The organism is Clostridium sp. SHJSY1, assembly GCF_031626875.1.
In the GTDB taxonomy this organism is placed as follows: Bacteria; Bacillota; Clostridia; order Clostridiales; family Clostridiaceae; genus Clostridium.
The window spans coordinates 30,199-49,050 of sequence record NZ_JANDMF010000018.1 but is presented as its reverse complement, the minus strand read 5'-3'; the positions used below and the strand labels follow the sequence as shown (position 1 = coordinate 49,050).

The 18,852-nt window shown below is 26.9% G+C and carries 17 protein-coding genes; 3 read left to right on the top strand and 14 right to left on the bottom strand.

The genetic code is table 11. The features are described 5' to 3' along the window. Positions 1-30 precede the first annotated feature (30 nt). The 3 genes from NNC19_RS10035 to NNC19_RS10025 all read right to left on the bottom strand — a co-directional run bounded on the left by NNC19_RS10035 (position 31) and on the right by NNC19_RS10025 (position 3,130). On the bottom strand, positions 31-1,458 hold the full coding sequence (locus tag NNC19_RS10035) for a DHA2 family efflux MFS transporter permease subunit (RefSeq protein ID WP_310938508.1): 1,428 nt from the start codon (positions 1,456-1,458) through the stop codon (positions 31-33). Continuing rightward, positions 1,455-1,913 carry a MarR family transcriptional regulator gene (locus NNC19_RS10030; protein ID WP_310938507.1) on the bottom strand — a complete coding sequence of 153 codons (459 nt, stop codon included), beginning with the start codon at positions 1,911-1,913 and terminating at the stop codon, positions 1,455-1,457. The genes NNC19_RS10035 and NNC19_RS10030 overlap by 4 nt, the downstream gene beginning before the upstream one ends. 191 nt (positions 1,914-2,104) lie before the next feature. Further along, positions 2,105-3,130, bottom strand: a complete 1,026-nt coding sequence (locus NNC19_RS10025; RefSeq protein WP_310938506.1) for a pectinesterase family protein — start codon at positions 3,128-3,130, stop codon at positions 2,105-2,107. A gap of 511 nt (positions 3,131-3,641) precedes the next feature. Between NNC19_RS10025 and NNC19_RS10020 the strand changes: the two genes are divergently transcribed. Next, a complete protein-coding gene (locus NNC19_RS10020) occupies positions 3,642-4,025 on the top strand; it encodes a L,D-transpeptidase (RefSeq protein WP_310938505.1) in 384 nt (127 codons plus the stop codon). 79 nt (positions 4,026-4,104) lie between these two features. Here the strand turns inward: NNC19_RS10020 and NNC19_RS10015 are convergent, their stop codons facing one another. From NNC19_RS10015 to NNC19_RS09975, 9 genes are all read right to left on the bottom strand, one after another. Beyond that, positions 4,105-4,347: a prolyl oligopeptidase family serine peptidase gene (locus NNC19_RS10015; RefSeq protein ID WP_310938545.1), complete on the bottom strand. Its 243-nt coding sequence runs from the start codon at positions 4,345-4,347 to the stop codon at positions 4,105-4,107. A gap of 529 nt (positions 4,348-4,876) precedes the next feature. Then, positions 4,877-5,611 (bottom strand): MBL fold metallo-hydrolase, encoded by a 735-nt coding sequence (locus NNC19_RS10010; RefSeq protein WP_310938504.1) that lies wholly within the window; start codon positions 5,609-5,611, stop codon positions 4,877-4,879. A 175-nt stretch (positions 5,612-5,786) separates the two neighbouring features. After that, on the bottom strand, positions 5,787-6,329 hold the full coding sequence (locus tag NNC19_RS10005; RefSeq protein ID WP_310938503.1) for a GNAT family N-acetyltransferase: 543 nt from the start codon (positions 6,327-6,329) through the stop codon (positions 5,787-5,789). Between the two features lie 86 nt (positions 6,330-6,415). Continuing rightward, positions 6,416-7,936, bottom strand: coding sequence for a glycosyltransferase family 39 protein (locus NNC19_RS10000; RefSeq protein WP_310938502.1), 1,521 nt, complete (start codon positions 7,934-7,936; stop codon positions 6,416-6,418). Positions 7,937-7,945: 9 nt separating this feature from the next. Then, a complete protein-coding gene (locus tag NNC19_RS09995; RefSeq protein ID WP_310938501.1) occupies positions 7,946-9,925 on the bottom strand; it encodes an ABC transporter permease in 1,980 nt (659 codons plus the stop codon). 24 nt (positions 9,926-9,949) lie between these two features. Beyond that, positions 9,950-11,821: an ABC transporter permease gene (locus NNC19_RS09990; protein WP_310938500.1), complete on the bottom strand. Its 1,872-nt coding sequence runs from the start codon at positions 11,819-11,821 to the stop codon at positions 9,950-9,952. Between the two features lie 98 nt (positions 11,822-11,919). Further along, the gene (locus tag NNC19_RS09985) at positions 11,920-12,675 is read right to left on the bottom strand and encodes an ABC transporter ATP-binding protein (RefSeq protein WP_310938499.1); all 756 of its coding nucleotides are present in this window, start codon (positions 12,673-12,675) and stop codon (positions 11,920-11,922) included. Positions 12,676-12,835: 160 nt separating this feature from the next. Beyond that, positions 12,836-13,816, bottom strand: a complete 981-nt coding sequence (locus tag NNC19_RS09980) for a sensor histidine kinase (protein ID WP_310938498.1) — start codon at positions 13,814-13,816, stop codon at positions 12,836-12,838. Next, a complete protein-coding gene (locus tag NNC19_RS09975) occupies positions 13,803-14,471 on the bottom strand; it encodes a response regulator transcription factor (protein ID WP_310938497.1) in 669 nt (222 codons plus the stop codon). Before NNC19_RS09975 ends, NNC19_RS09980 begins: the two co-directional genes overlap by 14 nt. A 210-nt stretch (positions 14,472-14,681) precedes the next feature. On the opposite strand from NNC19_RS09975, the gene nudC reads away from it, so the two are divergent. Further along, the gene (gene nudC / locus NNC19_RS09970; protein WP_310938496.1) at positions 14,682-15,503 is read left to right on the top strand and encodes an NAD(+) diphosphatase; all 822 of its coding nucleotides are present in this window, start codon (positions 14,682-14,684) and stop codon (positions 15,501-15,503) included. A gap of 101 nt (positions 15,504-15,604) precedes the next feature. Here nudC and NNC19_RS09965 read toward each other — a convergent pair whose 3' ends face one another. Further along, a complete protein-coding gene (locus tag NNC19_RS09965; protein WP_310938495.1) occupies positions 15,605-15,973 on the bottom strand; it encodes a hypothetical protein in 369 nt (122 codons plus the stop codon). Positions 15,974-16,206: 233 nt separating this feature from the next. On the opposite strand from NNC19_RS09965, the gene NNC19_RS09960 reads away from it, so the two are divergent. Next, the gene (locus tag NNC19_RS09960; protein WP_310938494.1) at positions 16,207-17,136 is read left to right on the top strand and encodes a glucosaminidase domain-containing protein; all 930 of its coding nucleotides are present in this window, start codon (positions 16,207-16,209) and stop codon (positions 17,134-17,136) included. Between the two features lie 30 nt (positions 17,137-17,166). Here NNC19_RS09960 and NNC19_RS09955 read toward each other — a convergent pair whose 3' ends face one another. Further along, a complete protein-coding gene (locus NNC19_RS09955; protein ID WP_310938493.1) occupies positions 17,167-18,513 on the bottom strand; it encodes a glycoside-pentoside-hexuronide (GPH):cation symporter in 1,347 nt (448 codons plus the stop codon). Positions 18,514-18,852: the final 339 nt, after the last annotated feature.

Sequence of the window (18,852 nt, the reverse complement as noted above, 5' to 3'; positions counted from 1 at the left end):
CAAAAAGAATTGAGTTTAGCATAACACCATCTACCTTTTAGTAAATAGTGCCATAACAAAACCTATAAAAGATATTATTAGAAAAAATATAAAGGTTTTATGAGTTCCAACTGCAACAGATTGAGCTATAATATCTGGAGTCACATTTGAAAATTGATGCAAATATACTTCACTCCTATTAGTTAAAATACTGGAAGCAAGAGCAGTTCCAATAGCTCCCGATACTTGTTGTAAAGTATTCATAATTGCAGAACCATCTGCATTATATTGACGTGGTAATTGATTTAATCCATTTGTCTGTGCTGGCATTGCTAACATTGATGCAGCAAACATAAAAATTGTATAAGTAATTATTATAATAATAAATGTATTATTAATAAACGAGAAAACAATGAGTGTACTAGTAAGTAGCAAAAAACCTGTAGATAGTAATATCTTAGGCCCATACTTATCTAAAATCTTTCCAGTAATAGGTGACATAATTCCATTCATAATAGCACCAGGTAACATTGCCAATGCAGCAATTAGACTTGAAAATTTTAAAGACTTTTGAAGAAGTAAAGGCAATAAAAATCCTGCTGCTAAGACTGTCATCATACTTATCATAACAATAGCAACCCCTACAGAAAACATAGGATATTTAAATATAGACACATGTATAAGCGGATTTTTTAAATTTAACTGTCTATATACAAAAGCGACCATACTCAATATTCCAATACCAATTGAAAAAATCACCTTCAAATCAGACCAACCAGTATCGCCAGATGTACTAAATCCATAAACAATTCCTCCAAAAGCAATAGCTGAAAAAAAGATTGAAAAAAAATCCAAGGTCATTTTTTCATTTAAATTAATATCAATAATATACTTACTACCTAATATAAATGATCCACCCAAAAATGGAATCATAATAATAAAAATCCAATGCCAATTTATCAGTTCAATAATTATCCCACCAAAAACTGGCCCCATAGCTGGTGCAAAGCTAATTACAAGACCAACAATTCCCATAAGATATCCACGTTGTTCACTAGGAGCTTGTTCTAATATAATGTTAGTCATTAATGGAAGTGCTATACTTGTTCCAACAGCTTGTATTATTCTTCCTAATAGCAATATACTAAAATTCCAAGAGAAAGTGCAAAAAAGTGTTCCCACTATAAAAATAGTACATGCTGTTTGAAATAATCTTTTTGTTCTAAAATTCTTCAGTAACACAGGTGAAATAGGAATCAAAATTGCCAATGTTAACAAATATCCTGTAGTAAGCCATTGAATTAATGAAGCAGATACATTAAATTCATTCATTAGTACAGCATAACAAATATTTAACCCTGTTTCTGATAATATACCCATGAAAGAGAGTATAGCAATTGACACTATAGCAATAATTAAATTGAACTGACTTTCTTTATCTTGTAATTTTTTCATATTATTTTGAATTGTACTATTCATGACTCCTCCTTTGATACTTCTTCCATTGATTGATAGATGAAATCTATAGTTTCGATCATAGAAATATACTTCTTTTCATCAAGCTTTGAAAAATATTTTGCTAACTTAGTATGGTAATTTAAAACATACTCTTGAACACATTCCTCTCCAAATAGAGTAAGTTCTACTAATATAACTCTTTTATCAGTATCAGATACAGATTTTTTCACTGCACCTAATTTGACTAATTCATTTATTAGCTTTGTAACACTTGGTTTTGTAATCCCCATACTTATACTCACATCACTCACTCGAACAAATTGATTTTCATTACGATTTTTGTAAATGGTATGAAGTACTCTAATGTGACTAGTTTTCATTTGATTAGGCAGCTCTGGCATAAATTCTATAGCTTTTTTTGCAGCAAGCAAAGAGTTTACTATTTTACCAACAAAATTTATATCATTATAATTCATTTTTTTGCCTCCTTTAAATAGTTACTTATAGTAATTATTATAGATAACTATTTTTTGTGAGTCAATAAACTCTTTTTTATATTAAAATTTATTAGATTTTTTTACATACAATCTATTAGAATTAGCTTATTTTTTATAAATAAAAAAGCTTAAAAACAACTATATTAAGTCACTTTTAAGCTCTTTAAATATCATCTTACTGAAGAAATTACTTTTTCAGGATTCCATGAATCATTTCCTTTTAATAATTTTTTAATCTTATACTCTTTTGCATCTGATTTTGCAAGTTGAGGTCTAAATTCGTTAATTACTGCACCTGGTCCATAGTTTTTATATTCTCTAAGTCTTTCTGTACTTGGCTCTACATTTTTCATTTTAGTCCAACCATTGCTATTAATATGTTGTCCTAAATTACAACGTATAAAAGTAGCACTTGACCATACAGGTTCTTTTACATAACTTGGATGCCATGGACGTCCTAAGTATATTGAATTAGTAGGAAGACTTGAATCACCTATGAATTTACTATCTAGAAATACAAGTCCATATTGAGTTTCTGTTAATGTACTTGGAGCTGTTACACTTGCACCTACTTTATATTTTGAATATACTTCACAGTTTTTAAATACTGCTGTTGATGCTCCAAATATAAAATCAGTATGTCCACTTATATAACAATCTTGAAAATATTGTCTACCTTTTCTAACATAAAGTGTATCTTGATATCCTGTAAAACGGCAGTTACGAAACACTTGTCTATCCCCCATCGGTTCACATGCTACTGCTTGTTTATTAGGTAATGTTGAATTATTATAATCAAATGAATTTTCAAAAGTTATATTTTCTGCATAAAAATCATCACCTTCTAAAAATGTACTAGCACATGCTTCTGTCGATCCTGAAATACTATTACAGTTATCATATGTTAACACAGTTCCTTCTGCACTTTCTCCAACCAAATGAACAAATTTTTTGCTAGATGGAACTGTAATTACTTCTTTATAAACACCATCTTTAATATTTATTGTATACCAACTAGCATTATTATCTGGCACAGCATTAATAGCTTCTTGAACTGTAGTATAATCCCCTTTTCCATCTTTTGAAACAACTATCTTTTTGTTAAGCAATGTCTTAGCATTTGCTATGCTACCTACTGATCCACACATAACTAAAGAACAAATCATCATAAAACCTAATCGTTTTCTTAATTTCATTTTTATTACCTCACTTTTTATATTTAGAGCATAAAGTTTGGTTAATTTCTCCTTATAACTAATATCTGAGTACTTTTCCATCTATCAATTAGAACTACTACCATTTTTTAATTCACTAACCCCATCACGCAGAAATCGTTTCCATTCGTACTGTGTTTGATTATAGTATTTTCTGTATACAAGGTTTAGATTTTTCTTATGTTTTGAAATACTTTTTTACTGCACACGTTTTCAAAACAAAACTTAAATCTATATCTAAAATAGATAATGATAGTTTACTTTTTTATTTTTAATTCTGTTCCCCCTTTATTTTATTAAGTTTACTTGTAAACATATATAACCAAACTTTCTTATATATCTATTTACAAACTACTTATAGCTCCTTGTATAATTTTACTATGCTTTTTATATTTTGTATACAAGCATTATATAAATTAGTATGTTCTTTTTCACAGCTCACATTTCTTATCATATTATAGACGGTATGAATATTTTTTTATGGAGACTAAACATGCTTATATACTTTTTTAAAGACCAAGAAAATCTATATCGCTCTTCTAACTATAGTATTACAATTGATGTTGCTGCAAGAAAATTATCTTTATTTAAAGATGGTAAGTTATTCAAAACCTATCCTGTTGCAGTTGGTAAAATATCTAGCCCTACACCTAAAGGAAATTTCAAAATAATCAATAAAGCTGAAAATCCTGGTGGTCCATTTGGAGCTAAGTGGCTAGGGCTAAATGCTCCTAATGGAGATTATGGTATTCATGGAACAAATAATCCAAGTTCTATAGGAAAAGCTGTATCTAATGGATGCATAAGAACTTATAATCCAAATATAATAGAAATTTACAACTTAGTACCTGTTGGAACATCTGTAAAGATAATTTAAAAAGAAGTTGTATCAAAATGATTTTCAAATCATTCTGATTACAACTCCATCTTTCTATTTCTATTTTTTATATATAATTTTATTTATTTAATGATTGATTAGCCATCCACTCCATAATTCTTATTTTTTCCCCATCAATTATTGTTTCACATTCATTGTTATAAACATAAATCCATGACCAATGTCCATTGTATTCATATGGTGGGTAATCTCGAATCATTAGTAGTGTCATATAACCACCATTAGAGCATCCACCAATGTAAATTCTATTTTCATCTATATCATCATTTTTAGAAATAATACACTCCTTTCCTTTAACAATGAAATTTGAAATTGATATTCTAACATCACATTACTAGATGCTTGATTAGATATAGCAATTTTCATTATCCCTTGCATATATATATTTTAATACTTATCCTTGTATAAATGTTTACTTAACACTTAGAAAGATATTTTATTATTCCTGAAGTAGTTCTTATTTTCTTAAAAGTATCTTTACCAAACTTGAATTAATTATAAACCTTCCAACTCAATACGACTTATGTAATCAGGATTTGAAATTTTAAAACTTACAAATTAGTATCTCAAATAAAAATTATCATATTAAGGGGTGATTAGGTTATGTTTGTAACCAGTATGATTTATATTATATTTTGGAGGAATGGATATGAATTTTAAAATTGATAATATGGATATTTATTTTAATAAATGCGCTTTAGATTATGATAGACATTTTTTTATGAACTTATGAAAGCTGAGGAATTCATATTCCTATATTCCTCTCCATATATATGGAGAAGAATATAGGAATATTATCATAAATGTAACCTATAAGATTTTATAAACTTTTATTCATTTATTAATTGTTCTATACGTTCATTTACCTTGCCTCTATATAGCCCACCATGATAGCAAATTACTGATTCTATATCAAAATTCTTAAATTTTTTCAAAGACTCTTCATATAATTTGTTATCAAAATTAATTGATGAAGAAGCCTTAACAAGCTTTCCATCCTCCACCATTAAATTATCTCCAACTATAAGAATTTTGCTTTCTTTAATATATAAAGAGCTATGTCCAATAGTATGTCCTGGAGTATAGATAACTTTTATTCCACCTAGGTATGGTAACTCTTCTCCATCTATAAAAGTTTTATCTATATCAACTCTGGAATTTTCAAAACCAGATTTAAAACTTTGAACAAACATCTTCATATTACTAGGTAATGAATCAAAGTTTTTTTCAAGTTGAGCTAATTTATGTGGAGTTTTTTCTCCATTAATATATGGCTTTTCTTCTTCATGAGTTAACACTTTAACTTCAGGTAACGTCTCTACAAACTTTTTTAAACTTCCAACATGATCAATATCATGATGAGTTAATATAATCGTCTTTAATTTATCAAATGATACACCAGCCTTTTCAATCTCTTCACGTATTATATCAAACTGTTCTGGAAACCCAGCATCAACTAAGATTACATTATCCTCATCATGTATTAGTGTAGGATATATTACCTTCGCTTGTCCACGCACTTCTCCCTTTATTTCAAGCATTTCAACTCCATTAGATATCTTCATCTTTAATCTACTCCCTTAGGAACAATCAAAAAATAACAGGTCAATTCGCCGGACTATTTTCCATCATCCTGCGTCAGCAGATTGCCCTAATAGCCCGCTATGAGACCAATCTGCTTCCTTGCCTGACAAAAAATATTCATGGCAAATTTGGACCTATTATTTATTTTCATGTCCCTTATAAAAATTTAGCCATAACTACAGTATTATAATAATGACCATCTTTATGAATTCTATCTTTTTTCAATATTCCCTCTTCCACAAAGCCATATTTTTTATATAGTTCTATTGCTTTTGTGTTTGTTTCTACTACATACAATGATACCTTTTTTATATCTGCTGATTTTGCAAACTCTAAAATGTTTTCTATAAGAATTTTTCCCATTCCAAATCCCCAATATTCTTTTAAAATACATATTCCAAATTCTGCCTTATGCCTAAATCTACTTAGATTATTTCCTTCTAATCTTGAAAAGCCAACTATTTTCCCATCCACTTCTGCAATTAAAAATATATTTTTTTCTGCTTTTGAATCTTCATGTATTAATTCCTCAAAATCTTCTCTTGTTAATAGTCCTTCTCCAAACTCTCTATCTAAATTTTCTGTCTCCCCATCAATTTTGACCCTTAGCTTTGATAATTCTGCTGCATCATCTTTTGTTGGTGAACGAAGTAACCATGCTAAATTCTTTCCCTCTATTGTTTTACTTTTAATAACCATACTCATAACCTCCTTCTTTTAACAAAATTTGTACTTAAAATTATAACATATATACTTCTTATTATTTATATTAGATCCCCTTAAACTTAGAAAACGTTTTCATTATTACTTATAGCAGACTCATTTTCCCTCAGAATTTCAGCTTGAATAACACCACTTCTTGATTTAGTTTTAAACTTTTGCATTACACTGTCTACTCCAGCTATAGATAAAAATATTATAATATAACAACATATATATGAGTATCTTCCCTGTGTCTCTGTTATTAAATAGGTTAGTCCATACCCACCTATTATTAGATAAAGTAAATTTGCTTCTTTAACATGTCTTAAAACTTGATCATTCTTTAATCCTATAAATACTAAAGTCACTATTATAAAATATATTAATTGAAATGCTAATGAACCTTCTATTTGTTTTATGGGGAATTTTATATCTTCTTCTGGCACATCTGTTTGAGCCCAAAAATGGCCCTCAAAATCACCAACACTCCATTGTAATGTAAATTTTTCTATTAAAAATAATGTAGTATCAAATATAGAATGTGATTTATACCTATCTAAAATTATTTCCTTAGACTTTTCTTTTAATTCTTCATAGTTATCTAAATGTTCATTTATAAAATCTGCATCTTCACTATTAAATCTTCCGAAGCTTTTATAATTACTTCCTTTTAATACACTTGTTATTTTAGATTCACTTGGTTTCCAAAGGGGCTTTTCTATAATATTCAAAGATTGAAGTGTTGTGCTAATTATAAGAGTTATTGATATATATGAAATAATTAATATAACTATATCTCTTAATTTCTCATAAATAGCCCCTAAAGAATATATTATCACATATAATATATAAGCTATTAAAATCACTGTTGCTATAGTTCTAAAAAAATTGCCTATAGATAAAATCACACCACATAGTAAAAGTTGAAATTTACTGTTTCTATTTCTTAAATGATGAACAAATAAATATATACTTAGCAAGTAAAATGGCATTGCAATATTTTCACTACAAAATACTGTTGTATAAGTTATAAGCGGGGGGAATACTGAAGCCATAAATGCTGAAATTTGTGCATATATCTTATTTTTAAATATAAGATCAGTTATTAGATAAATTAAAATTATATCTATTAACCCTAAAAATAGATTTATAAATTTCATAACTATTATACTTTTTATAGGAAACAAAAAATTTATTAAAGCCATATACAGAAGCATTCCTGTAAGATGAGGAAATCTTGATATATATTCAGTTCCCCTAAACATACTTCTATCTCCATTTAAAAAGCTAATAGCTGCTTCATTTATTAGACTAAAATCTGAAACTGGCACACTTGGAATATTCAAAAACCATAATAGCCGAAGAGTAAGTGCAATTATCAAAATAAGACTCAGTTTTTGTACATTAGATATATTGGCTCTAATTATTTTATATCCTATAAATATAGAAATTGTTCCTATAATCAGAAATGGTATTGTACTCTTATTCCACCCAATAATACTTAATCCTATTGCTCCTATGTTTCCAATTAAAATTAAATATAATAATTTTCTAATTGTTTTATTCATGAAATTTGTACATATAACGCTAAATTTACTTTCCATAATCTCCTCCTATATACTCTGATTAATTTCTCTTTTATATTTACTGCTAGTTAAACAATAGAATATAACTTGAATTATGAAATATATTATAAAAATAGTTAAACTATTTTTTTTCATATACTCACCATCACTCATAATATTGAAAACACTAGTTAAAAAATATCCTGAGCCTACTAACCCTATAATAGAAGGAGTGAAAAATATAACACCTAACTCTTGCATAGATAATTTGTTTATTTCTCTTTTACTTAAGCCTATTTTCCTTAGCTTACTACCTCTCTCTTTATCTTCTTCTATATCTGTTATAGCTTTAAAATATAAAACTGCTGCACTTCCTATCAAAAGCATCATACCCATAAAACTATAAACAAATAGTAGAAATCCATTTTCATTTATGTCCTTTTCAAGAAGTTCTTTTTTTATAATTAATGAATCAGAAACTTTTTCTCCAAAACTATCCTGTACCTTCTTCTTTAACATTTTATAATCATCATTTTCTAAGATTCCATTAATAGACACATCATAAGTAACCTTTTCATCACCTAATCTAGTTTTAATCACATTATAATCTTCATTATTTACAACCAAAACATTTAATCTGTCATAATTATAATTTAAAAGTATAGACATTCTATATCTTATATTTTCCTTGCAAATATACATATAATCTTCTGCTTTATGATTTTTCTTATAATCCTCTAATGATACTTCTATTTCATTTATTTTACTTTTAGTTAAATCTAAAAGTAAATCCTCATTTAGTGGAGTCATAGCCTTTTTAGGATAAGAAAATAAAACCTCCCCTTTTTTCAAATTTAAGTCTTCGCTAGATATTTTTTTGTAATTAGCTTCACTTATAACTAACATATAAAATCCTTGCCACTTACATTGATTGTCCACTATTCTAATATTGGGGATAGTTACTCCTTCTAATTCGTTGTAATTATTAACCTTTTTTAAATTTTTCAGCATAAAATCTTTAATATTTTTATTACCTATCTCTTCTTTGCTAAAAACTAAACTAAAATCATAAGGATATCTTATATCATTTTGTCTTTTAGTTGATATATAGGTGCTATATGCAATTGTTATAAATGTTACAGCTACACCAACCATCAATGTAACTATAAATAATACTGCTCTATAAGATATAAATCTATGAGAAAGGGAACTCACAAATAGAATATTGTTATTATAAAATTCTCTAAAAATCTTTAGCATTTTTGCAATCACAGCTATGAAATAACCAATTAATAAATATGCAGCTACTACTATCCCTAAAGCTGAAAATACAAATAAATTATTCATTCCATCTATATTTGCATTTATAATCTTATTTAAAGCAGTTTTAAATGTGTAAATTGAAACTATAAAAATCATTAAGCCAATTATCCCCAAAGTAACACTTATACTTCCTACATCTTTTTTTGATTTTGACTTTAATATATTTACTATTGAATATCTTTTTAAAAATACCATTTGATATAATATCATAAATAAATATATAAAAACTGAAATTACTAATATAGTTACATATACTTTAATATTTATAGTAATACTTACATTATCAAGCTTTAATATACGGCATATAGCCATTTGAAATAACTTTGAAAATAAACTTCCACTAATAGATGCAAATACGAATGAAACTGAAGAAATTATAAGATTTTCATAGCATAATATTTTTATTATTTCTCTCCAAGTTAAACCTATTGTAAAATAGACACCAAATTCTTTTCCTCTATACTTTGTAAAAGACATTGTTGTAAAAACAATAAATAAAACTGAAAAAGCCATCATAAATACAATTACACTAGAAAAAGTTGATTTTATTGCAGTAGTTTTATCTGATTCCATAAATTCTTTGCTATAAACTAATGTAAAAAACATGAACAGTATGCATTGAATTAAACTATTTCCAATGAGATAAGCTATATATTTTTTTATATTGTATCTAATATTTTTTCTAACTAAATATGAAAATTCCATTATTCTTTTACTCCTCCTATTATTCTAATCTCTATTAAGTTGCCTTTTATATTTGCTACTAGTTAAAATAAAGAAAATAATTTGAATAATAGAATACACTATAAAAACATTTAAACTATATCTCCACAAATTCTCACCATCGTTAATAACACTAAAAATTTCATACAATAAATATCCAACAAGCACCAATGCTATACCAGGAGGAACAAGAAATATTATTCCTAATTCCTGTATAGATAATTTACTAATTTCCTTCTTAGTTAAACCTAATTTAACTAATTGTTTACTTCTTTCCCTATCCTCTTCTATGGTTGTCATAGCTTTAAAGTATAAAACTGCTGCACTTCCTATTAAAAGCATAATCCCTATAAAACTACATACAAACAGTAAGAAACTATTCTCCTTTATTTCTGGATTTAAGAAATCCTTTTTTATTGTTAATGAATTACTAACTTTTTTTCCTAAACTCTCATCTAATTTATCTTTTAAATTCTCAAATTCAGCATTATTATTAACATTAATGAGAATATCGTAACTAACCATATCATCACTTACTTTTTCTTTCATTAGTTTATAATCTTCATTACTAACAACTAAGGCATCACATCTAAAATAATCGTGATTTGCCAAATAATTTACTGAATTAGTAATTTCATCTATTCTATTTTCTTTTTTAATGTATATATAATTATCTGAATTATTTTCTTCTTTATAAGAATTAAAAGATACTCCACTGCTCTTTATTCCTTTATTAGTTAAATCTAAAATGAATCCTTCTTGATTAGAATTCATACCCTTATCAGCATATGAAAATAGGACTTCACCTCTTTTTAAATTTAATGCATCTTTTCCTAGTGTTTTATAACTCTCCTCACTTATTACTAATAATTTACTACCATACACTTTACATTTATCTTCTGATATTCTTATATCAGGCATATTAATTCCTTCTAATTCTATATATTTTTTTACTCCCTCTATATTACTAAAGGTAATATCTTTAATATCTAAATTACTCTTTTGACCTTTATCAACTATAAAGCTAATATCATATGGATATTGTTTATTAACAATTTCTTCTGTTGATTTGTAATTACTATAGGCTATAGATATGCATGTTATAGCTCCTGCAACCATTAATGTAACTACAAATAGCACTCTTCTATATGAAATAAATCTATGTGAAAGTGATTTAACAAATAAAATATTATTATTATAAAAACTTTTAAACAATTTCAATATCTTTGAGATTAGAGTCATAAAATATCCAATTAATAAATAAATGGCTATTATTAACCCAATTATAGAATAAGTTATAATTCCTCCATTATTATAAAAATTGCCAAAAGAAATATTAATTGTAATTACAGAAATTATAAGAATTACAATTCCTAATATTCCCAAAGCAGTGCTAGTACTACCTACATCCCTTTTTGACTTTGATTTCAATATGCTGGCAATTGAATACTTCTTTAAAAAGAACATTTGATATAGGCTAGTAAATAAAAATATACTAAAGGAAATTAATATTATTGCTCCATAAACTCTAAAATTCAAAGCAATACTTATACTATCCACATTTAATATCTTCCATATAGCCATTTGAAAAAGCTTTGAAAATACACTTCCAACAACTGAAGCCAACACAAAAGATACTAAAGAAATTATAATATTTTCATAAAAAAGTATTTTTATTATTTCTTTCCATGTCAAACCTATTGTGAAATAGACCCCAAATTCTTTTCCCCTATACTTTGTAAATGATACTGTAGTAAAAATAATAAATGTAATAGAAAAGGCTACCATTAAAACAACTACTGGTGGAAAGTCATTTTTTATAAAAGCAGGTTCATCTATATTCATGAAATCTGGACTAAAAGATAAAGTAAAAAACATGAAAAGAATACATTGTATTATGCTATTCCCAATAAGATAGGATGTATAATTCCTCATGTTATACTTAATGTTTTTCCTTATTAATGATGAGAACTCCATTACTCTTGTCCTCCCATAACCAATTGAGCTTCCATTACCTTGTCAAAGAATTCCTTTCTATTTCCATTTGAATTTATTTCAAGTTTTATACTCCCATCTTTTATAAATATTATTCTTGTGCAAAAGGACGCAGCAAATGGATCATGAGTAACCATGACAATAGTAGACTTTTTCTCTTTATTTATCTTTTTAAAACTCTCCATTATATTAGCTGATGATTTTGAATCTAAATTTCCTGTAGGTTCATCTGCAAGTACTATTTTAGGTTCTTTAATTAAAGCTCTAGCCTCTGCTACTCTTTGTTTTTGTCCACCTGAAATGTTATATGGATAACTATTCTTAACTTGTTCTAGTCCAAAATACTCAATTAATTCATTAACTTTCTCCTCAACTACCTTAGGCTTTAATCTATCCAATGTTAATGGGAACGCAATATTTTCCTTTACAGTTAAACTATCTAAAAGATTAAACTCTTGAAAAACAAAACCAATATTATTTCTTCTAAAAAGAACAAGCTCATCTTTTTTCATATTTTGAGTATTTTTTTCTCCTATTAACACTTCTCCAGCAGTGGATTTATCAATTCCTGCTAATATATTTAATAATGTAGTTTTACCACTTCCACTTGGACCCATTACCCCTAAGAAATCTCCCTCGTGAACCATAAATGATATCCCATTTAAAGCTTTTACAACGTCTGCTCCTTTATAAGCATCATATATTTTAGTTACTTTTTTGCACTCTAAAACTCTCATAACTTTTCTCACTTCTTTCCTTAACTTTAGGTATATTCCAGAAAACAACAAGTCAGCATGCTAGTTTATTTTCTTACATATGCCTTATCTAAAGTATATTATCAATCTATATATTCACAAATCGATTTAACTTACCTAACCTTACACTGATGAAAGGTTGTTAATTTTTTATGTAAGTAATCTTAACACTTGTCCCTTTATTCCACTCTGAAACAATCTGTATTTTATCACCTAAATTATCACAAATACACTTACACATATACAATCCTATTCCTGAAGACTTTTCCTCATTTCTACCATTACTACCTGTAAAAAACACATCAAAAATCCTTGGTAAATCCTCTGTTTTTATTCCTACTCCTGTATCTTCTATGTAGAGCATAATGTTTTTATCAGTTTCCTCACTTCTAAAACTTACTTTTCCTTTTGTATATGAATATTTTATTGCATTACTTATAATCTGAACTAATACATATTCACTCCATTTTTTGTCTGATAAAATAAAATGATTCTCTGGAATTCTTACATCTGGAAAGATATCACCATAAATAAAATTTCTTTTCTGTGAATTTATGCTTTTCTTCACAAGTTCCTTTAAATTTATAACTTCAGGCACATAATCTCTTGAAAACTCCTCAAGCCTAAATAGGTTTAATGCACCTTCTAAATTTTTCTGCAATAAACTATTTTCATATCTTATATCAGAAATCACATCTTTATTTGGCAATTTATCTATAGCTAAATTCATCACTGCAACTGAAGTCTTCATATTATGAATCCACTCTGTTAGTAATTTTTCCTTTTCTACTCTATTATTCTCCAAAGTATATATCTTAGAAATATAACTATTATGTATTTCTTTAATATCTTCAAATATATCCTCAAACACACTGTCCTTCACTTTATAATCTGGACTTGTTTTTGCTTCTTCTAATGAACTATAGAAGCAATTATATATGTATAATTTATAACTCAAATATAAAATTAAGAAGAATGAACTTAATAAAATAGGATAAGCTATAAAATGTTTATCATAAATAAAATAATAAAACAGCATTATACAAAACAAGTTGCATAAATAAAGAGAAATAAAAACTTTCTCTTTATTTAATGTAATTCTTATTAACTTACCTAAGGACATATCCAATCCCCCTTTTTGTTTCCACAGCCAATTGTACATTATTATCCTTCAACATTTTCTTTAGCCTTGTTATGTTAACTGTTAATGTATTATCATCTACAAAATCATCTTCATCCCATAAATTCTCAAGTAATTCTTCCCTTGTAACCACCTTTTCATGATTTATAAAAAATAGCTTTAGTAGCTTGTACTCATTTTTTGATAAGGGGATGCTTTTCTCATCTATCATTATCTCCATTCCTTCACAAATAAGCTTTATTCCTTTAACTTCTATAATATTTTCTTTTGATGTATTTGTCCTTCTAATAATAGCATTTATTTTTGCTAATAGTATTCCCATACTAAATGGCTTTGTTATATAATCATCTGCTCCAAGTTCCATCCCTCTAATTTGTTCTCCTTCTTCACTTCTTGAAGAAACAATAATAACAGGTATGTTGCTATTGTTTCTAATTATTTTTAAAAAATAAAATCCATCAAACCTTGGAAGATTTATATCCAAAAGTATTAAATCACTTTTTGCACTACTTATCTCTTCTTGTATGTTATCAAAATCTTTAATAGTTTTGATTGAATAATCATAAGCAGTTAAATATTCCTCCATGTACTTTGTTAACTTAATATCATCTTCTATCAATAAAATTCTTTTTCTCATCTCTATCCTCTTTAATTAATCATGTTATAATTTAACTTATTTTACTACAATAACTATAACATATTTTTTATATACATTATAAGAAACTGTATTGTTGCAATAGGTCTATATAGTGGTAAAATAATTACATGGGTTTAAATAGCAGATTGAATTGGACAAGCTTGTTCACAGCTATTTGACAAATCTAATGAAATGAGGAGACGTAAAAATATGATTCAAGATATACATCCAAATATACTTCATAATGAATATATAGAAAAAAAACCTAATAATGATAGCTTTATTTTATATTATAAAGAAAATACCATTCTATCAAATAATGCTAATGGAGTTATAACTTATCCAAAATATAGTGACTTTCAAAATATAAAAGCTAATTATATATATTTATTTAGAATAGATGAACATGACTTTTTTCTAGCTCAAGTAGAAAGTGAAATAAAAATCGAAGGTTTTACCTTTGAAAATATAAACTTATTGAGAACTTCTTCCCCAAAATATTATGCCTATGCAGGTGTTACAGCTTACCATTTAAATTCATGGTATAAAAATAATAAATATTGTGGTAGATGTGGACATGAATTAGTAGCTGATAAAAAAGAAAGAATGCTACTTTGTGAAGATTGTCATAATATGATTTATCCAAAAATTTCTCCTGCTGTTATAGTTGCTATTTATGATGGTGATAAATTACTTCTTACCAAGTATGCTGGTAGAGAATATACAAGATATGCTCTAGTTGCTGGATTTGTAGAGATTGGTGAAACACCAGAGGAAACTGTAAAAAGAGAGGTTATGGAAGAGGTAGGAGTTAAGGTTAAAAATATAAAATATTATAAATCTCAACCATGGGGATTCTCAGAAAGTTTACTTATTGGATATTTTGCTGAACTTGATGGTAATTCAGAAATAACTCTAGATGAAAATGAACTTTCTGAAGCAATTTGGGTTGAAAGAGAAAAAATTGAAGTTCAATATGATGGAATCAGTCTTACTAATGAAATGATATGTAAATTTAAAGGTGATATTTAACTTGTAAAAAACTCCTCTTTTACTCATGAACAAATTTGCTTATGAGAAAAAGGAGAGTTTTTCAACTTTTCTTATTTTAGCATATATAATTTTTAATTTTTTTATTTGCATTTAACATTAAAACTTCCTATAAAATCACTATACTTAGCTGATATTCCATATTCTCCATGACTTTCAAAAGTAAATTCTTCAGAATATTTTTTATTTATATCAAAGTCTTTTATTGCTCTCCCATTTGCATCATTTAAAGTTATTTTCAAATTTCCTTGCTGAACTACAGAGTTGCAAACGAATTTAATTTTTTCACCCTTTTCAACTTGAAAAGTTGCTTCTGAACCATTACTTTGCGTTGATGTAATATCACCTTTAATATCAGCTAAACAAGAAAAATCTGAAATAAACTTATAATAATAAATTCCTATTCCTAAAACTACAACCAAAAGAACAACTCCAAATTTTATTTTTTTCATTTCAATTATCTCCCATAATATATATAACAATACATATATTGTATATCATTTCTCATTCATATGTAAACACTTATAAAGAACAGTTAATAAAATAAGCTTAAAATATTTAAGAAATTATTAATATTGCTTTAATATGTCAAAATCCAACAACTATTATGATACTATAATTATGTCTTAAGCATTTAATAAATGTCTTATTGATTAATAATTTATAGAAATATTAAGAGGAATATATGAACGAAAAATTTAGAAGAAAATTATTAAGGATAGTTAAAACAATCTTTTCACTACTTGTTATTTCATGTATTGGATTGACAATACTATACTTTTATCAAAAAAATGACAGGATAAAATTAAATAATTCAGAAATCAAACTCTATATTAATTCAACTGATACCATAAGCGAAGACAAGCTTCAAGTAAACTGGCAATATCTAGCAGCAATTGATTATGTAAGATATAAAAAAGATCTTTCAAAATCTACTGATGAGAGCATTCAAGAATTAGGAAAAACTTTTTTTAAATCAAACAATAGTAATAATAACTTCACACTTGTCAGTTTAGATTATATATTAAATGAATTATCATTTACAAAATCGCAAAAAGAAAAGACTTACAAATATATAGAGCAATTAACCCATATTGGTTTAGTTCCAGATAATTTAAAAGAAACTTCTGAAACTAAAAAATTTATTAATGAACTTACTCCAAAAGCAATTGAAATATATAAAAAATATAAGATTCTTCCTTCTATCACTATATCTCAAGCTGTTTTAGAATCAAGTTGGGGAAAATCCGAACTCAGTACTAAAGCAAATAATTTATTTGGAATAAAAGCTGATAATAGTTGGAAGGGAAAAAGTGTAAATATGACTACATCTGAATATTACAACAAAACTATAAAAGACAATTTTAGAAGTTATGACAATATAAATGAATCTTTAGATGATTATGGCAAATTTATTTCTGATAATAAACGTTATAAAGAAAGTGGTGTCTTCAATTATTCACAATATATAAAACAGGCTCAGGCTATTGAAAATGCTGGTTATAGTACAATAGAAGATGAAAAAGGAAATAATATTTATGCTGATTTAATAACTAATATAATAAGGGAAAATAATTTACAACTTATAGACAACAAAGTGCAGAGTGAAAAATAATTCACTCTGCACTTTAATTTATTCTACTTATTAATTATTTCTAAATTTTCCTTCTTGTAACTCTTTAACAATTGAATTGAATTTTTCATCTGTTAAATCATATAATACAAATACAACAATTGCTGCTAAAGTTAATGCAACTGCTGGATATAATGCCATTACAGCTTTCATTCCAAATAATGCACTTGAAGTTTGTACTGCATTTGGGACATATCCTGTTAATCCTAGTGCTCCTAAAGTAACATATGCTGCTAAAGATTGTGCTATCTTTCTTGCAAAGTTAAATGCAGAATAGATTATTCCTTCTTTTCTCTTTCCAGTATTCCATTCACTATAATCTATACAATCTGATACCATAGCCCATGTTACACCATTTGGTATAGCTAATCCTATGTATCCTATAGTAACAAGTGCTGTGAAAGTATAGAAGTTTGCTGGTAATATAAAATTTAATCCATTAGCAACTATACTAATAGCAAATCCTATCATAGCTGTTTTCTTTTTTCCGAACTTAGAAACAAGCTTTGGAATAGCTGCTATTCCTATTATAGAACATCCAATCATTATTGTATTTATAACTGGTTGAAGTTCAACATTACCAAGAGCATATTGACAGTAATATATCATCATTTGGTTATTTGCATTCATAGCTGATATTGTAAATAAAGTCATAATGATTATAGCAATTAATGGTTTGTTAGCAAATATTGCTCCTTTATAATCTGCAAAAGTTAATTTTTCTTGTACTTTTGCTTTAGGTTGAATGTGTTCTCTAGTATTTTTAAAACAAATAAAGAATGCAATTATTCCTATTAGTGCCATAATAGCTGCTGCTATAGGATATCCAATTTTAGGATCTGTAAAATGTGTTAATATAGGTACAAATGCAACTCCAGTAATTAACTGAGCACCTAAAGACCCTGCTTGTCTAAATGTTGCCATTTGACTTCTATCATTAACATCTTGTGTCATAACAGATGCTAAAGAACCATATGGAATATTTGTAAAAGAATATACAAGCCCCCATATCATATATGCTGCATATGCATATATTAATTTATTACCTACTGACATATCAGGCATAGTAAATGTAAACACTGTTAATGCTGCAAGTATAATACTTGAAATCATCATAACTGGTCTAAACTTACCAGTTTTACTTGGCTTTCTAGCATCAATTACCGACCCTGCTATCGGATCCATAAATGCATCAAATATTTTTGTAAATACAAATATATTCTTTGCTTGTGCAGCTGGTATGCCACATACATCAGTAAAGAATTTAGAAAGGTATGCTTGTCCTAAATCGAACATGAATCCATTTCCAAAATCACCAAACCCATAGGAAATTTTCTCTTTTAAAGATAGCTTTTTCATAAGATCTTCTCCTTATAAATAATTTCTCATCTCATTTTTTATTATTTACTTACTCTTTACAAAATTTCTATTTATAAAGGTTTTCACAAAATGAGTTTTTACTCAAAATTAATACTAAGTATCAACTCTTAAACTATATAACAAAGATAATCATCTTTTATTTTTCATTTATAATTTTTTAAATACTTTAGCAATTTTTAGGATATTTCCTTTTTTTAATGATTGTTTAATAAATCACAAATAAATTTCTAAAAAGTTCTAAATTCAATTTTTTTCTGTACACGTTAACAATCAATGGCTAATGTATTTAATCTTTTTAATAATTATCAAAAAAATCTT

Bases quoted from the DNA above. Each gene is read 5' to 3' on its own strand.
- NNC19_RS10035 (WP_310938508.1), bottom strand. From the start codon at position 1,458: ATGAATAGTACAATTCAAAATAATATGAAAAAATTACAAGATAAAGAA.
- NNC19_RS10030 (WP_310938507.1), bottom strand. From the start codon at position 1,913: ATGAATTATAATGATATAAATTTTGTTGGTAAAATAGTAAACTCTTTG.
- NNC19_RS10025 (WP_310938506.1), bottom strand. From the start codon at position 3,130: ATGAAATTAAGAAAACGATTAGGTTTTATGATGATTTGTTCTTTAGTT.
- NNC19_RS10020 (WP_310938505.1), top strand. From the start codon at position 3,642: ATGCTTATATACTTTTTTAAAGACCAAGAAAATCTATATCGCTCTTCT.
- NNC19_RS10010 (WP_310938504.1), bottom strand. From the start codon at position 5,611: ATGAAGATATCTAATGGAGTTGAAATGCTTGAAATAAAGGGAGAAGTG.
- NNC19_RS10005 (WP_310938503.1), bottom strand. From the start codon at position 6,329: ATGGTTATTAAAAGTAAAACAATAGAGGGAAAGAATTTAGCATGGTTA.
- NNC19_RS10000 (WP_310938502.1), bottom strand. From the start codon at position 7,936: ATGGAAAGTAAATTTAGCGTTATATGTACAAATTTCATGAATAAAACA.
- NNC19_RS09995 (WP_310938501.1), bottom strand. From the start codon at position 9,925: ATGGAATTTTCATATTTAGTTAGAAAAAATATTAGATACAATATAAAA.
- NNC19_RS09990 (WP_310938500.1), bottom strand. From the start codon at position 11,821: ATGTTTTTTACTTTATCTTTTAGTCCAGATTTCATGAATATAGATGAA.
- NNC19_RS09985 (WP_310938499.1), bottom strand. From the start codon at position 12,675: ATGAGAGTTTTAGAGTGCAAAAAAGTAACTAAAATATATGATGCTTAT.
- NNC19_RS09980 (WP_310938498.1), bottom strand. From the start codon at position 13,816: ATGTCCTTAGGTAAGTTAATAAGAATTACATTAAATAAAGAGAAAGTT.
- NNC19_RS09975 (WP_310938497.1), bottom strand. From the start codon at position 14,471: ATGAGAAAAAGAATTTTATTGATAGAAGATGATATTAAGTTAACAAAG.
- nudC (WP_310938496.1), top strand. From the start codon at position 14,682: ATGATTCAAGATATACATCCAAATATACTTCATAATGAATATATAGAA.
- NNC19_RS09965 (WP_310938495.1), bottom strand. From the start codon at position 15,973: ATGAAAAAAATAAAATTTGGAGTTGTTCTTTTGGTTGTAGTTTTAGGA.
- NNC19_RS09960 (WP_310938494.1), top strand. From the start codon at position 16,207: ATGAACGAAAAATTTAGAAGAAAATTATTAAGGATAGTTAAAACAATC.
- NNC19_RS09955 (WP_310938493.1), bottom strand. From the start codon at position 18,513: ATGAAAAAGCTATCTTTAAAAGAGAAAATTTCCTATGGGTTTGGTGAT.